We start from the raw sequence: 16,008 nt of genomic DNA on the forward strand, positions 1-16,008 counted from the left end.
TTGTCCAGTGGCCACCGACACGGGGATTTTCAGTCCCCGTGTCGGCATCGCCCAGTTCACTCCACCACCCGCACCTTCACGTAGCTGCCGGGCGCGTCCTCGATGGGCTTCAGCTTGCCATCGCCCGGTGTGCGGGCCGGCACCTGCGGGCCGGCGTATGGCTTCAGCCAGTCGGCGTAGACGGGCCACCAGCTACCCGGCACCTGGGTGGTGCCCGCCAGCCAGTCGTCGGGCGAGGCCGGCAGCGCGTCGTTCAGGAAGTGGCTGTACTTGTTGGCCGCCGGCGGGTTGACCACGCCGGCGATATGGCCCGAGGCCGCCAGCACGAACTTCACCGGTCCGCCATAGAGCTGGGTGGCGGCGTAGGTGCTTTTCCACGGCGCGATGTGGTCCTCGCGCGTGGACAGCATGAAGGTGGGCGTCTTGATGGTGCGCAGGTCGATGGGCACGCCCTTCAGGGTGATGCCGCCCGGCCGGACCAGCAGGTTCTTCTGGTACATGTTGCGCAGGTAGAAGCTGTGCATGGCCGGCGGCATGCGGGTGCTGTCGGAATTCCAGTACAGCAGGTCGAAGGGGAAGGGGTCCTTGCCCAGCAGGTAGTTGTTGACCACGAAGGACCAGATCAGGTCGTTCGAGCGCAGCATGTTGAAGGTGGTGGCCATGGACTGGCCGTCCAGGTAGCCCCGGCTTTTCATGCGGGACTCCAGCGCGCCCAGTTGTTCCTCGTCGATGAACACCGACAGTTCGCCCACGTCGGTGAAGTCGGTCAGGGTCACCAGGTACATGGCGCTCTTGATGCGCGTGTCCTTCTTGGCCGCCATATAGGCCAGGGTGCCCGCCAGCAGGGTGCCGCCGATGCAATAGCCGATGGCGTTCACGCCCTCCTCGCCGGTGGCGTCCTTGATGGCGTCCAGGGCGGCCAGCGGCCCGTCGGCCATGTAGTCCTCGAAATCCTTGGCGGCCAGCTTCTCGTTGGGATTGACCCAGGAGATGACGAAGACGGTGTGGCCCTGCTCCGTCAGCCAGCGGATCAGCGAATTGGCCGGCTTCAGGTCCAGGATATAGAACTTGTTGATCCAGGGCGGGATGATCAGCAGCGGCGTCTTGTGCACCGTCTCAGTCAGCGGCGCGTACTGGATCAGCTGCATCAGGTCGTTCTGGAACACCACCTTGCCCGGGGTGACGGCGATGTTGCGCCCCACCTCGAACGCGGAGTAGTCGGTCATGGAGATGGCCAGCTGGCCCCGGCCACGTTCCAGGTCGCCCAGCAGGTTTTCCAGGCCCTTCAGCAGGTTGTCGCCGCCCGTCTCCAGCGTGACGCGCAACACCTCGGGATTGGTCAGGGGGAAGTTGGTGGGCGACAGGGCGTCCACGAACTGGCGGGTGAAGAAGTCCAGCTTCTTGGCGGTCTTGCCCTCCAGCCCTTCCACCCCGCGCACGGCGGTCTGCACGTACTTGGCGGTCAGCAGGTAGGACTGCTTGATGAAGTCGAAGACGGCGCTTTCATCCCAGGACTTGTCCCGGAAGCGCTTGTCCTCCTTGGCCGGGCTGATCACCGGCTCCGCCTCCTCCCCCAGCAGGCGCTGGGCGGTGCGCTGCCACAGCGCCATGTAGTCCTGCCACAGGCCCAGTTGCGCCTCGAACAGGCGGTTGGGGTCGGCCATCAGCCGGGCGGTCATCTCCATGAAGGCGCCGCCTAGGTTGAAGGGGTCCAGGCTGGACAGGTTGGCTGGCAGGCTGTTGAAGGAGGCCGCGCCAAAGGGGGCCGCGATCGACATGGGGTCGGCCGTGGCGGTGCCGTCAGCCGGCGTCTGCGCCTGGCGGGCCACGAAATCGGCCACCAGGCGCTGCGCCTGTTCCGCGATCCGGTTCATGGCCAGGGTCATTTCCACCGGGTCGGGCAGGCGGACCTCTCCATCCTTGGCCCCATCTTTGGCGGCAGAGTCCTTCGTCGCGGGTTTGGGGGCGGCCTCCGTCTTCACGGCGGGGGTGAAAGGCGGTGGCTTGGGCGCTTCCGGCGCCGCTACCGCCGGCATCACTACGTTGGGCGTCATCACGCTGGGCATCACCACGGTGGGGGGCGGCGGGGCGGCCTTGCGGCGGGGCGCCTTGGCGGCCACGGCAGGGGCGGCCGTGGCCTTGGCCGGCTTCTTCACCACTGTGGGCGCGGCTTTCGCCTTCTCCGCCGTCGCTCCGGCCACCGGTACCGGGGCCAGCGGTTCCCGGGAGTCGTTCTTGTGGGCCTTCAGATGCGGCGCACCCGGCACCGGCGGGGCGATGGGGACCGCGCGAACCACCTTGGTCTTGGCCGCGTCGGTCTTAGGAGCGGTCTTGGAGGCGGGCCGGGGGGCAGCGGGCTTGGCCGGGGCCGCTTTCACGGTGCTCGCCTTTGGGGTCGCCTTGGCGGCCTTAGCCGGTTGGGGCGGGGGGAGGGGGGCGTTTCAGCGGCGGTCGTCTGAGGGGCAGTCTTGGAAACACGCGGGGACCGGGTACGCTTGGGCGGGGTATCGGCCATGCTTTCTTGTTCCTTCGCCTCGATTACCAGAGAACCTATTCCAGGACGGAAGCCGGCGCCGCGCAATCTGTTCCGCGGGGAACCGCCCGTTCGGCAGGCTGGGCGCCTGCATCCCGCCCGGCCGTTCCGTCGCCGTAAGAAGGCTGGGTTACGGCTGGTGACGGCGCTTGCGGCCCGTGGGGATTTCATACACGATCCGGCCATGATTTTCACCGACGCTAACGCACGGCCCGCGGGTGTAGGCACCCAGGATGGTCGCTCCAATCGCCCCACCGTCGACTCCAGCGCGACGGCGGCGGCCTGTCGCACCCGCGCCATGGCCGGGCGGGGCCTGCGGGCGCTGGTCCTGGCGGGGGTGGTGTTGAGCTTGGGGGGGTGTGCCGGCAAACTGGTGCCCCAAGCCCTGTTCCATGATGGGCCGGAGGATCCGGAGCCCTTGGCCAACGACGCCAGTTCCAAGGCGTTGCTGATGGGCGAGCGGCCGGTGCGGCGCGTCGGGCCGCCGCCCGACGTATGGCCCAACCTCGCTTCCGTGCCCGAACGTCCCAAGGACGTGCCCGATCCGGCCACCCGCCAGAAGGACATGGACGCCCTGTTGGCCGACCGTACGGCGGCGGGTTCCATCGCCATGGATTTGACCAAGTACCAGAACTCCCCGGACCAGCAGTCTGTGCAGCGCGCCACCTCCTCGTCCAACGCGCTGTTCGGCGGCTCGTCCTCGGGCGCGGCCGCACCCAGCCAGAGCAAGATGCCGGTGGTGCCCAGCGCGCCGCCGGCCGTCCCCGGCCGCGTGCCCGATTCCGTCCCCGCCGTGCCGTTCGCCGCCCCCCCGGCCGCCGCTAGCCAGGCTGGTGCCCCCGCCGCCAACGGCACCAGCCAGACCCCCCAGAACTGATCCGGCGCACCGGATCGGGGCGGAAAATTAGGCCGGCGCGGGTGTTCTTGTAAGCAAATGTCTTGAAACGGGATGCCCGCCCTGTGGAAATTGCTGTCGCCCGGCCCCGGCCGGGGCGATACAAACCCCTCGGCGATCCTCGCCTTCCCTCCACCCCGAATCGATACAGATCCTCCCATGAACGAAGAGTTCCACCGCATTAAGCGCCTGCCGCCCTATGTGTTCGCCGAAGTGAACGCGATGAAGGCGCGAGCTCGCGCGGCCGGTGAGGACATCATCGATCTCGGCATGGGCAACCCCGACCAGCCGACCCCGCCCCACATCGTGGAAAAGCTGGTGGAGGCGGTGCGCAATCCCAAGACGCACCGCTATTCCATGTCCCGCGGCATCCCCGGCCTGCGCAAGGCGATCTCCGCCTATTACAAGCGCCGATTCGACGTCGATATCGATCCGGAGACGGAGGCCTGCGTCACCATCGGCTCCAAGGAAGGCTTGGCCAACCTGGCCCAGGCCATCACCAGCCCGGGTGACGTCATCCTGGTGCCCAACCCCTCCTACCCCATCCATCCCTTCGGCTTCATGCTGGCCGGCGCCGCGCTGCGCCACATCCCGGTGGTGGACGGCGTGGACAATTTCGTGGAGACGCTGGAACGCGCCATCCGCCATTCGGTGCCCAAGCCCATCGCCGTCATCGTCAGCTTCCCGGCCAACCCCACGGCCCAGACGGTGACCCTGGACTTCTACAAGCCCATCGTCGAGCTGTGCCTGAAGCACGGCATCTACATCCTGTCGGACATCGCCTACGCCGAGATCTATTTCGACGGCAACCCGCCGCCGTCGGTGCTGCAGATCCCCGAGGCGCGCGACATCACGGTGGAATTCAACAGCCTGAGCAAGACCTACAACATGCCGGGCTGGCGCGTGGGCTTCGGCGTGGGCTCCAAGAAGCTCATCGGCGCGCTCGCCAAGTTCAAGTCCTACGTCGATTATGGCGCCTTCACCCCCATCCAGGTCGCGGCCACCGCCGCGCTGAACGGGCCGCAGGACTGCGTGGAGGAAATCCGCCAGATGTACAAGGCGCGGCGCGACGCTCTGATCGAGGGGCTGGCCGCCGCCGGTTGGGACGTACCGGCCCCCAACGCCACCATGTTCGTTTGGGCCCGCATTCCCGAGCCCTTCCGCGCCATGGGCTCGCTGGAGTTTTCCAAGCTGTTGCTGCAGGAGGCGCAGGTGGCCGTCTCTCCCGGCATCGGCTTCGGCGAATACGGCGACGAGCATGTCCGTTTCGGCCTGGTGGAAAACGTCCAGCGCATCCGCCAGGCCTGCCGCAACATCCGGGGCTTCCTGCACCGGACCGGCAACGGTGGCGAAGCCGCCTCCAAAAAAGTGATCTGAGTCTGATGGTTGCGGTCGATAAGGGGGAAAGCATGGGTACGGCACCGTTGCGCGTGGGCATCGCCGGTCTTGGCACCGTCGGCGCCGGGGTCCTGACGGTGCTGGCCACCCAGGCCGACCTCCTGGCCCGGCGTTGCGGCCGGCCGCTGGTGGTCACGGCCGTCAGCGCCCGCGACCGCGGCCGCGACCGGGGCGTCGACCTGTCGTCCGTGCGTTGGTACGACAACGCCGTCGACCTGGCGGCGGACGACCAGGTCGACGTGGTGGTGGAGCTGATCGGCGGGTCGGACGGTATCGCCGCCCGCACGGTCGAGGCGGCGCTGGCCCACGGCAAGCATGTCGTCACCGCCAACAAGGCGCTGCTGGCCCACCATGGCACGGCGCTGGCCACCCAGGCCGAGTCCCAGGGCCTGACCCTGGCGTTCGAGGCGGCGGTGGCCGGCGGCATCCCCGTCATCAAGGGCCTGCGCGAGGGCCTCGCCGCCAACCAGGTGCGCGAGGTGCACGGCATCCTGAACGGCACCTGCAACTACATCCTGACCGAGATGCGGACCACGGGCCGCGACTTCGGCGACGTGCTGGCCGAGGCCCAGGCCAAGGGCTATGCCGAGGCCGACCCCAGCTTCGACATCGACGGCGTGGACGCGGCGCACAAGCTGGCCATCCTCACCTCCGTCGCCTTCGGCACGCGGGTGGACTTCGCCAATGTGCAGGTGGAGGGCATCCGCCACATCTCCGCCCTGGACATCGACTATGCCGGGCAGCTGGGCTACCGCATCAAGTTGCTGGGCATCGCCCGGCGCACGGACACGGGCATCGAGCAGCGGGTGAACCCCTGCATGGTGCCGGTCGGTTCCCTCATCGCCGCCACTGATGGCGTGTTCAACGCCGTGGTCGCGGACAGCGATTTCGCCGACAAGGTGGCGCTGGTCGGGCGCGGTGCCGGTGCCGGGCCCACCGCTTCCGCCGTGGTCGCCGACCTGGTGGATATCGCCATCGGCCGGCGCACCTCAACCTTCGCCGTACCCGCCAGCCAGTTGGCACCCCTGACGCCTGCCCCCTTGTCGGCGCGGCGCGGACGGTATTATGTGCGCCTCATGGTGGTCGACCGTCCGGGTGTCATCGCCGATGTCGCCGCGGCCCTGCGCGACCAGAACGTCTCCATGGAGTCGTTCCTGCAGCGGGGGCGGGCGCCGGGTGAGGCTGTTCCGGTGGTGCTGACCACCCACGATACGGAAGAGGTGGCGATGTTGCGCGCCCTGGCCGTCATTGGCGGCCTGGACGCGGTTCAGGAAACCCCGCGCATGATCCGTATCGAGGATTATTGACACACCACCGTCACGGACCCCGTCCTTATAATAAGGGGTGCGACGGCAAACAAACTCAGGGGAAGATGACTATGAGCAAGGCTACCGAGGCGCCCGTCGATCCGAAGGGCGACATCAGCCTGGTGATGGACCGCAACCTGGCCCTGGAAGCGGTGCGCGTGACCGAGGCCGCGGCCTTGTCCGCCTCGCTGCTGATGGGCCGCGGCGACGAAAAGGCCGCCGACCAGGCTGCCGTGGATGCCATGCGCAAGGCCCTGAACAGCCTGGCGATCGATGGCACCGTGGTGATCGGCGAGGGTGAGCGCGACGAGGCGCCGATGCTGTACATCGGTGAGAAGGTGGGCAGCGGCCACGGCCCCAAGATCGACATCGCGCTGGACCCGCTGGAAGGTACCACCATCACCGCCACCGGCGGCCCCAACGCCCTGGCGGTCATCGCCATGGCGGAATCGGGCGGCTTCCTGAACGCCCCCGACGTCTACATGGACAAGATCGCCGTGGGCGCCGGCCTGCCCGAGGGCGTGGTCGACATCGATGAGAAGATCGAGACCAACCTGAAGAACCTGGCCCTGGCCAAGCATGCCACGGTGGAGGAACTGGTGGTCTGCATCCTGGACCGCCCCCGTCACCGCGAGCTGATCGCCCGTGTGCGCGCCGCCGGCGCCCGCATCATGCTGATCGGCGACGGCGATGTGTCCGGCGTCATCTCCACCGCGCAGCCCGACAGCGGCATTGACCTGTATGTCGGTTCCGGCGGCGCGCCGGAAGGCGTGCTGGCCGCCGCCGCCCTGCGCTGCATCGGTGGCCAGATGCAGGGCCGCCTGCTGTTCCGCAACGACGATGAGCGCGCCCGCGCCAAGCGCTGGGGCGTCACCGACCTGGACCGCAAGTATGGCCTGACGGACCTGGCCAGCGGCAACGTCATGTTCGCCGCCACCGGCGTGACCACCGGCACCATGCTGCGTGGTGTCCGTCGCTTCCCCGGCGGGGCCTACACCCATTCGGTGATTATGCGGTCGAAGAGCGGCACGGTGCGCTATGTTGAGGCGCACCACAACCTCCGCACCAAGACCAAATTCGTTCCGGATGCAGAATAATATCACGTTTGTGGGCTCGCCGGCGGGGGACATCCCCGCCGGCGAGCCTCGCCCCCTCCTGGGGGTGTCGCGTTCCGCGACCGGCCGGCGCTGGTTGGCCCGCCCGCATGATGAACGGCTGGCCTTGGCCCACGCCCAGCGCGGCGGCCTGCCGGAACTGGTGGGGCGCGTCCTGGCGGCGCGCGGCGTCAGCCTGGAAGAGGCTGAGGATTTCCTGGCCCCCACCCTGAAGCGTTTCCTGCCCGATCCCCACGCCCTGCTGGACATGCAGGCGGCGGCGGAGCATCTGGCCGACGCGGTGCGCCGGGGGCGGCGTCTGGCCGTGTTCGGCGATTACGACGTGGACGGCGCCACCTCCTCCGCCTTGCTGGTGCGCTTTTTCCGGGCCGTGGGCGCCGATATCCAGGCCTACATTCCCGATCGCATCGCCGAGGGCTATGGCCCCAACGCGCCGGCCCTGCTGCGCCTCCGCGAGACGGGGGTGGACCTGGTCATCACCGTCGATTGCGGCGTCACCTCGTTCGAGCCGCTGGCTGCCGCCGCCCAGGCGGGGCTGGAGGTCATCGTCGTCGATCACCATAAGGCGGAGCCGGCCCTGCCCAAGGCCCATGCGGTGGTGAACCCCAACCGGCTGGACGAGGCCATGACCGATCGACTGGGTACCCTGGCGGCGGTGGGCGTCAGCTTCCTGCTGGTGGTGGCGGTCAATCGCGTCCTGCGTCAGGCCGGCTGGTACGTCAACCGGGCGGAGCCGGACCTTATGGGCTGGCTGGACCTGGTGGCCCTGGGTACGGTGTGCGACGTGGTGCCGCTGGTGGGCCTGAACCGGGCCTTGGTGGCCCAGGGCCTGAAGGTCATGGGCCGGCGCAACAATCCCGGTCTCTCGGCGCTGGCCGACGTGGCTGGCATCAATGAACGCATGGACGGCTACCATGCCGGCTACATCCTGGGGCCCCGCGTCAACGCCGGGGGCCGGGTGGGCCGGGCCGACCTGGGCACCCGCCTCCTATCCACCGAAGACCCGGTGGAGGCGCGCGACCTGGCGGCCCAGCTGCATGCCCTGAATGCCGAGCGCCGGGCCATCGAGGCCTTGGTGCTGGAAGAGGCCATGGCGATGGTGGAGGCGCAGGCCGCCACCAATCCGCTTGCCGGTGCCGGGGCATTGGTGATCGCGGGGGCGGGCTGGCATCCGGGCGTCATCGGCATCGTCGCCTCCCGCCTCAAGGAGCGCTATGGCGTGCCGGCCTGCGTGGTGGCGCTGGACGGCGGCATCGGCAAGGCTTCCGGCCGCTCCGTGCGGGGTGTCGACCTTGGGGCTGCCGTCATCGCCGCGCGCCAGGCCGGCCTGCTGATGGCCGGCGGCGGCCATGCCATGGCGGCGGGCTTCACCGTGGCGGAGGCCAAGCTGGCCGACCTGCGCACCTTCCTGGCCGAACGGATCGCGCAGCAGACGGCGGGGCAGGGTCCGCTGGTGCCCACCCTGCACCTGGATGGGGTGGTTTCGGTGCGGGGTGCGTCCACCGACCTACTGGACCACATCACCCGCCTGGGGCCTTTCGGCACCGGCAATTCCGAACCGCGCCTGGCGGTGGCCGACGCCCGCATCGTGCGGGCCGACGTGGTGGGTGGCAGCCATGTGCGGTGTGTGCTGTCCTCGCCCGACGGTGCCCGGCTGAAGGCCATTGCTTTCCGTGCCATGGATGAGGATCTGGGCCCCGCGCTCCTGAATCATGGCGGCCGGCCCCTGCATCTGGCCGGAACCCTGCGCGCCGACCGCTGGAACGGGGCGGAGGGGGTGCAACTGACCATTGATGACGCCGCTGTGCCGGGCGGCGCCTGATACGGCGGGGCGCCGGTTCTACCCGAAAGTAATAAATCGTCCGTTATGGGTCTTGTGGCGCGCGGTAACGGCAGAACCCCGCCAATCCTTATCGGTGCTGATGTATGTCGGCGCCCGGACCATCGACCCTTCAAGCGCAAATATCTGCCGCCGTCGCTTTAACGGCGGCTTTTTTGCGCGTCCTGAACGGTTCCGCCCGGATCGTCTTTCACCAAGCGGCGTGGCCGGGGCTGGCTGCCGGTTTACATTGGGGTATCGGGCACAATATTAATCAATTTATTAGAGCCATCCGGCAGTAGCCATGTAGGCTTATATTGGTCTGTGTCTGGCCGTAACGCGCTCGTCATCCAATTATCATTTTCAAATTGCGGATCAGGCCAGATTGACAGCGGCCCTGCATTGGACGATCCTTGCGCCCAGAGGGCAGGCGCACTTAACCGTTACTCTCCACGAGCCTTAATCCGTTCGGGGCAGTTCAAGTGGGTGGCGCCATAAAGTCAAAGGGCTGGTCATTACAACGCAAGAAGGTTCCAAGCCTCCGCCTGGGCAGCCGCGAAGGGTGCCGGGGGGATGAGGGGGTATTGATGTCGGGACAGCCTGGAACGAAACGGGCGGCGGCGGCCGGACCGGAAACCCCTGCTGATGCCGCGGCGCCAGAATCGACTCTCAGCCGTCTTGAATCCCATTTCCGTACCTTGGACGAGGGCTCCCTGGTCCGTGTCGCCACGGCGGTCGAAAAGGCCCGCGCGACCGAAACCGGTGCCGCCTCCGACGAACAAATCCTGACATGCCTGCGCCCGATGCTGCGCAGCCTGCGGCCCGTGCGGGTGCCCACGTTCCAGCGGGCGCTGTGCGTTTGCCTTGAGCCCTATCTGATCGACGCCGATCCCATGAGCACCGCCAACCGGCGGGCGGTTGTGGCTCGGTCCAGCCTGGCGCCCTGGTGGCGCCTGCTCATGGGGTCTGCCTACCGGCCGCGCCTGGCGGCGGCCACGGCGGAGTATCGCAATGCCGTCGCGTCCGAGCGGCAGGACGAGATCGACGCCGTCATCCAATTCGGGCGCAGCATCGCGGCGGAGGCCACCGAAACCCTGTTGGCGGAGGCCGGGCAGTCGTCCGTGCGCAAGCGGGAAGTGGCGGTGTTGCTGGGCAGCGAGCGCGCGTTCGAGGACGCGGCGGAGATTGCGCGCATCCTGGGCCTGGATCCGCTGCTGACCCCCTGGTTCGACCAGATCCGCGCGGCATGCCCGCGCACGGCGGATGGCCGGGTGCATGACTTCAACCCCCAGGGCACGGTCATCGCCAAGAACGGCTACATGCACCTGCACGCGGCCGACCGCGAGGTGGTGGACTATTATTTCCATGGGCTGCTGCGCCTGTTGGCCCAGCCGTGGCAGTCGCTGCGCCTGGTGCGGCTGTTGTCGGCCGACCTGTTGCGCGCCGGTGCCGACAGCGCCGGCCTGCAGATGATCCCGGCCCGTCTGTTCAGTGACCTGACGCGCACCCTGGCGGAGATCGGCCGCACGGCGGCGGGTGACCGGGGCATGACCCGGCGGGTGTGGCTCATGACCTGCGCCCGGCTCATCTCCGATGCCGGCGCCATGGTGCAGGGCATGGCGGACGAGGTGAAGGAATTCGGCAACGCCGGGTGGGAGACCATGATGGTTGAGGCCCGACAGAAGGTGACACAGGCCGCCGACCAGTTCGCCAGCGTGGCGGTGCGCGACGCCGGCGTGGTCCTGCCACAAAAGCAGGTGCGCGAGAAGCTGGAGGTCCGGCTGGTGCCGGATATGGATCACAGCCCCACGGATGACGAGGTGTCGGTGGCCCAGGCGGCCGCCACCCTGTTCACCGCTTGCCGCAAGGTCGCGGAGAAGGAGGGGTTCGACCGCTCCATCCGCGCCAAGGAGGCGGATCTGGAGGCGACCTTCCATACCGCCATCACCTTCCGCTTCGAATACCTGCGGGCGCGCGGCAAGAACAAGGCCGTGTCCGCCCAGTTGCAGGCGCTGGAAAAGGTCTTGCGCTCCATGCCCAAGACCGAGCCGATGCTGGACTTGATCCTGAAGGCGGAACGCGCGATCGAGCGCTTCCGCTAGAGGGAGGCGGCAACCGCTTTCCCGCCCATCGGCCGCGCGACCAGGCAGACCCCCTATGCGCGAAAACCGGTGGGCGGGTCTTTTTATCCGCTTGCCATATCGGGGACGGATCATTATGTATCCACCCCGCCGTCCCCTTCGTCTAGAGGCCTAGGACACCGCCCTTTCACGGCGGCGACACGGGTTCGAATCCCGTAGGGGACGCCATCCTCCGGATGGCCGTACATAGGATGGACCACTCTCCATCCGCCTCATGTCCCCTTCGTCTAGAGGCCTAGGACACCGCCCTTTCACGGCGGCGACACGGGTTCGAATCCCGTAGGGGACGCCATCTGGCGATCAAGTCTGTACCCTAAAACGCTGAGCCCCACGGTTGAGGGTCTGATCAGGGGCGGAAAAGCCCGTGGATGGGCTGCCGCACCCGCTCGTGGCGCGCGCTCTGTCCGCCCCTCATCCGCCGACATAGGACGCAAGTTCTTCGGACGTTCCCTGGGGGAATGCCTCTTTGAGATAGTCCAGGAATGCCGACACACGGGCGCTGAGCAGCCGGCGGGACGGGTATAGCGCCCAAAGGGCGGTTTCCGGCCCGTCCACGTCGCCCCAATGCACCAGGCGTGCGGTTGCCAGATCGGGGCTGACCAGCGACAAGGGCAGGCGCGCGATGCCGACGCCCAGGCGCACGGCATCCCGGACCATGACCAGCGAGGACAAGCCCAGAACGGGTGTGACTGGTACAGCTGTGACTGGCAGGTCGGCGCCGCCCGACGGCGTCTTGATGGTCCACATGTCGCCCGGGGTGACGGCGCCACGCACGACGGCGGGGACGGGCGCCCCCGGTGGCGGCCGACGCAGGCCGGGGCTGGCCACCACGACCAGCCGGTCATGCAGGAAAACACGTCCCACCAGGCTCGCGTCCGGTTCCGGGTTGACGCGGATGGCCAGGTCATAAGCCTCCTCGATCATGTCGACGGGGCGGTCTTCCGCCGTAACCTCCAGCCGCACGTCCGGATGCCGGAGGGCGAACCCCGCCGCCAGCTTTCCCATGGCCGTTTGGGCAAACAGCAGGGGCGCGCTGATGCGCAAGCGACCACGGGGACTGTGGCCACCAGAGGCGATCGCCGCCGCCGTCTCATCCAGTTCCGTCAGCAGCTGGCCGGTCCGCTCGAACAGGGCCCGGCCCTCTTCCGTCAGCTTGAGGGCCCGGGCTCCGCGCTCGAACAGGCGCAGATCCAGGCTGGCCTCCAGCTCCGCCACCCGTCGGGACAGGGTGGCCTTGGGCCGTCCGGCTGCCCGGGCGGCCTTACCGAACCCGCCATGGCGGGCCACCAGGTTGAAGTCGGCGAGGGCGAGCAGATCCATGTGTTCCACCACTGAGACGGCTGGTCCAAACATAGCGTCTATCGGCATGAATTTGGATCGTTAATTTAGGAGGTGTCTTCTGACCCACACACTGGAGTGATCCTCATGACCATCCTTGTTATTGGCGCCACCGGCCGTGTCGGCCACCATGTCGTCGACCAGCTTGTCACGCGCGGCGCCGCCGTGCGCGTCCTGACCCGTGACCCGTCGAAAGCCAAGTTTCCGGCCGGTGTTGAGGTGGCGCAGGGCGATCTGCTGGACATCGACTCACTGCGCGCCGCATTCACTGGTGTGCGCACGCTGTTCCTGCTGAACGCCGTCACCGGCGACGAGTTCACCCAGGCGATCATCACCCTCAACATCGCCCGGGAGGCGGGGGTCGAGCGGCTGGTCTACCTGTCGGTGATCCATGCCGACCGCTTCGTGAACGTGCCGCATTTCGCGGTGAAGCTGGGTGCTGAGCGCATGATCGAGCAGATGGGCTTCAGCGCCACCATCCTGCGGCCCAGCTACTTCATCGACAATGAGTGGATGATCAAGGACGTCGTCCTTAATCACGGCGTCTATCCCATGCCGATCGGCGGCAAGGGGGTCGCCATGGTCGACGCCCGCGACATCGCCGAGGTCGCGGCCATCGAGCTGATCCGGCGTGATCAGGCGCCGGGCAGGCTGCCGCTGGAGACCATCAACCTGGTCGGTCCCGACACGCTGACCGGCGCCGATGTGGCCGCGATCTGGTCGGACGTCCTGGGACGGCCGGTCGCCTATGCCGGCGACGATCCCAGCGGGTTCGAGCAGACCATGGCCGGCTTCATGCCCAAGTGGATGGCCTACGAGATGCGCCTGATGGCCGAGCGCTATGTCAGTGACGGCATGATCCCCGAAGCCGGCGATGTCGAGCGCCTGACCCGCATCCTGGGCCGCCCGTTGCACACCTACCGCGATGTCGCCAAGGGAATCGCGGAGGCGTCCAAATGAGAAAGACGCCGCCGTTCGACGGCACGAACGGCGGCGTTTTCTTGCGGTGGACGATGATGCGCCCCTTCAGTGCGAGACGCGACGCTCCAGCGTCCAGTCCCAGCGCCGGGTCGGCTTGTCGTCGTCCAGCGACTGCTGGCTGCCGTCCCGCCACTCACTATAGCTGGCGCCGATTTCGGCGGCGGCGAGTTGCAGGGCGGGCAGGTACTTGGCCCGGAACATAGCTTCCGGCACGGCCTTTTCCATGAAGCGCATGCCGACGCAGCCGAGCAGTTCGCCGTCGCTGAAGACCGGCACCGCCGCTGTCGATTCGCCGCGGTACTGGCGGATGTTGATGGCGTAGCCGGCCTTGCGGATATGCGACAGCACCTTGTCGATCAGGTCGCGTTGCCGGCCCGCCCCCTCCATCTCGCCATCGGAGCCGAGGGCGATGTCGAGCAGGGCGGCCCGCTGCGCCGATGGGCTGAACGCCAGGTAGGTGCGCCCCGTCGCGCTGTTCAGCAGGGGCAGGCGCACGCCGGCGTTGTACCGTTCCAGCGCCAGCGGGCTGTTCCTGTCGGTGGTGTGGCGCACCAGCATCGAATTGCCCTGGTTCGTGCTGAACGACACCGGCCAGATCAGGGTCTGGCCCAGTTGGGTGACGATGGGTTGCGCCACCTCCGCCACCCATGACTCGTCATCGAAGCCCTCGGACAGACAGCGGACCAGCACCGTCAGGCGATAGCGGTCGTCCGTGGTGTCACGAACCGCGTATCCCGCGGAACACAAAGTTTCCAGGACGCGGTAGGCGGTGGTTCTGGGCAGGTCGATCGCGTTGGCAACATCGGTGACGCTCACCCCGTTGCGGCTGTTCAGGACCTGCAAGACATCAAGCACGCGCAGCATTGCCCGTACGGGCTTAACCTTTTCCATTCCCAAACTCCCCATTCTGCCAATTATGCGCCGGCAAATTATATATCCGTACATATAACACGGTTGGGGTGGGTGAGTTAGCCTATAAATAGACCATTATGCCAATTCCGTTGCGACAGCCCGCGGCCCGCTCTACGTTGCGTCGTGCGACGGAATTTCCGCCGGACGCCGGCCGGAGGTTTCCGGGGTCGGCGGCGGGGACAAGAACAATCCAGGGGAGGGAAGTGCGCGATGACTGGACATGCCGACACTTATGTGGCGAAGCGCGTGACGGCGGAGGCGGCCGTCCGCATGATCCCATCGGGGTCCCGCGTCGTGATGGGGCTGGGCGTCGCCGGCCCGCCGGCGCTGCTGCGGGCGCTGGCTGCGCGGGCGGAGCGCGGGGAGGTGGACGGCCTCTCCGTCTATTACCTGTTGGCTTTCGCCAATGCGGCGCCGGTGTTGCGGACGGATCTCAGGCCGCGCATCCGGCCGGTCAGCCTTTTCCACGGCGCGCTGGAGCGCAAATTGGACCTGGAGGCGGCCCAACTGGGCCTGCCCCCGGTGGATTTCGTGCCCACCGCCTTCAGCCAGGCGCCGGCGGTCCTCAGCCGCCAGGTCGATGCCGATGTGCTGCTGACGACGGTGTCGCCCATGGATGAGGACGGCTGTTTCAGCCTGGGCACCAATACCGACTACGCCCTGGCGGTGTCCCGGACGGCGCGCCAGGTCATTCTGGAGGTGAACCCGGCGATGCCGCGTACCCGGGGCGATTGCCGCATCCCCTTGGATCGGGTGACCGCCATCGTGGAAAATCCGGTGCCCTTGCTGGAGGTGCCGCCGGCGGCGATCCGGGAGAACGACCGGGCGATCGGCCGGCTGATCGCGGACCTGGTGGAGGATGGCGCCTGCCTGCAGATGGGCATCGGCGCCCTGCCGGATGCCGTGTGCGCCGCGCTGGAGGATCGGCGCCACCTGGGCATCCACACGGAATTGATGACGCCCCGGCTGGCGCACCTCATGCGCCTGGGGGTCGTGGACAACAGCCGCAAGACCATCCACACAGGGCGCGCCGTGTTCACCTTCGCCGCCGGCGACCGCGCGCTGTACGACTTCCTGGACGATAATCCGGCCTGTGAGGCCCATCCCGTCGATTACGTCAACAACCCCACGATCATCGCCCGCAACGACGGCATGGTGTCGGTGAACGCGACGCTGGAGATCGACCTGCAGGGCGCCTGCAATTCGGAATGTGTCGGCGGGCGCCAATACAGCGGGGCCGGTGGGCAACTGGATTTCGTGCGCGGCGCTTCCGCCTCCCGGGGCGGAAAGTCCATCATCGCCTGTCACTCCACGGCGGCGGGCGGCACCGCGTCGCGCATCGTTTCCCGCCTCAGCGGGCCGGTGACGACGCCGCGCAACGACGTGCAGTATGTCGCGACGGAATACGGCGTCGTGAACCTGCGCGGCCTGTCGTTGGCGGAGCGCGCGAAGGCCCTGATCGGCATCGCGCATCCCGATTTCCGTGAAGCCCTGGAACGGGAGGCTTACGCCGGCGCCCGCTCCTAACCGCCCGCAGCCCTCCCTCCACCGTGTGGACGCCTGTGCTCA

11 protein-coding genes and 2 tRNA genes are annotated in these 16,008 nt (G+C 67.7%); 10 read left to right on the top strand and 3 right to left on the bottom strand.

Annotated features, from left to right (window positions below):
• Nucleotides 1-56 precede the first annotated feature (56 nt).
• On the bottom strand, nt 57-1,886 hold the full coding sequence (locus UCD39_RS05560; protein ID WP_330495495.1) for a PHA/PHB synthase family protein: 1,830 nt from the start codon (nt 1,884-1,886) through the stop codon (nt 57-59).
• Between the two features lie 831 nt (nt 1,887-2,717).
• On the opposite strand from UCD39_RS05560, the gene UCD39_RS05565 reads away from it, so the two are divergent.
• The 8 genes from UCD39_RS05565 to UCD39_RS05600 all read left to right on the top strand — a co-directional run bounded on the left by UCD39_RS05565 (nt 2,718) and on the right by UCD39_RS05600 (nt 11,500).
• Complete coding sequence (locus tag UCD39_RS05565) at nt 2,718-3,410, top strand: hypothetical protein (RefSeq protein ID WP_330495066.1); 693 nt, start codon at nt 2,718-2,720, stop codon at nt 3,408-3,410.
• A gap of 177 nt (nt 3,411-3,587) precedes the next feature.
• Nucleotides 3,588-4,805 carry an LL-diaminopimelate aminotransferase gene (locus UCD39_RS05570; RefSeq protein ID WP_330495067.1) on the top strand — a complete coding sequence of 406 codons (1,218 nt, stop codon included), beginning with the start codon at nt 3,588-3,590 and terminating at the stop codon, nt 4,803-4,805.
• Between the two features lie 32 nt (nt 4,806-4,837).
• Nucleotides 4,838-6,133, top strand: a complete 1,296-nt coding sequence (locus UCD39_RS05575; RefSeq protein WP_330495068.1) for a homoserine dehydrogenase — start codon at nt 4,838-4,840, stop codon at nt 6,131-6,133.
• Between the two features lie 125 nt (nt 6,134-6,258).
• The gene (gene glpX / locus UCD39_RS05580; RefSeq protein WP_145729459.1) at nt 6,259-7,230 is read left to right on the top strand and encodes a class II fructose-bisphosphatase; all 972 of its coding nucleotides are present in this window, start codon (nt 6,259-6,261) and stop codon (nt 7,228-7,230) included.
• Nucleotides 7,220-9,070 (top strand): single-stranded-DNA-specific exonuclease RecJ, encoded by a 1,851-nt coding sequence (recJ, locus tag UCD39_RS05585; protein ID WP_330495069.1) that lies wholly within the window; start codon nt 7,220-7,222, stop codon nt 9,068-9,070. Before glpX ends, recJ begins: the two co-directional genes overlap by 11 nt.
• Nucleotides 9,071-9,765: 695 nt before the next feature.
• Nucleotides 9,766-11,169 (top strand): hypothetical protein, encoded by a 1,404-nt coding sequence (locus UCD39_RS05590; protein WP_330495070.1) that lies wholly within the window; start codon nt 9,766-9,768, stop codon nt 11,167-11,169.
• A 131-nt stretch (nt 11,170-11,300) separates the two neighbouring features.
• Nucleotides 11,301-11,376, top strand: a tRNA-Glu gene (locus UCD39_RS05595).
• Nucleotides 11,377-11,424: 48 nt separating this feature from the next.
• Nucleotides 11,425-11,500, top strand: a tRNA-Glu gene (locus UCD39_RS05600).
• A 119-nt stretch (nt 11,501-11,619) separates the two neighbouring features.
• On the opposite strand, the gene UCD39_RS05605 is transcribed toward UCD39_RS05600, so the two are convergent.
• Nucleotides 11,620-12,528, bottom strand: coding sequence for a LysR family transcriptional regulator (locus tag UCD39_RS05605; RefSeq protein WP_330495071.1), 909 nt, complete (start codon nt 12,526-12,528; stop codon nt 11,620-11,622).
• 105 nt (nt 12,529-12,633) lie between these two features.
• Between UCD39_RS05605 and UCD39_RS05610 the strand changes: the two genes are divergently transcribed.
• Nucleotides 12,634-13,506, top strand: a complete 873-nt coding sequence (locus UCD39_RS05610) for an SDR family oxidoreductase (RefSeq protein ID WP_330495072.1) — start codon at nt 12,634-12,636, stop codon at nt 13,504-13,506.
• A 66-nt stretch (nt 13,507-13,572) separates the two neighbouring features.
• Here the strand turns inward: UCD39_RS05610 and UCD39_RS05615 are convergent, their stop codons facing one another.
• Nucleotides 13,573-14,418: an IclR family transcriptional regulator domain-containing protein gene (locus tag UCD39_RS05615; protein ID WP_330495073.1), complete on the bottom strand. Its 846-nt coding sequence runs from the start codon at nt 14,416-14,418 to the stop codon at nt 13,573-13,575.
• A gap of 231 nt (nt 14,419-14,649) precedes the next feature.
• Between UCD39_RS05615 and UCD39_RS05620 the strand changes: the two genes are divergently transcribed.
• On the top strand, nt 14,650-15,966 hold the full coding sequence (locus UCD39_RS05620) for an acetyl-CoA hydrolase/transferase family protein (RefSeq protein ID WP_330495074.1): 1,317 nt from the start codon (nt 14,650-14,652) through the stop codon (nt 15,964-15,966).
• Nucleotides 15,967-16,008 lie beyond the last annotated feature (42 nt).

The organism is Nitrospirillum karajorum, from assembly GCF_036348415.1.
GTDB lineage: Bacteria > Pseudomonadota > Alphaproteobacteria > Azospirillales > Azospirillaceae > Nitrospirillum > Nitrospirillum amazonense_B.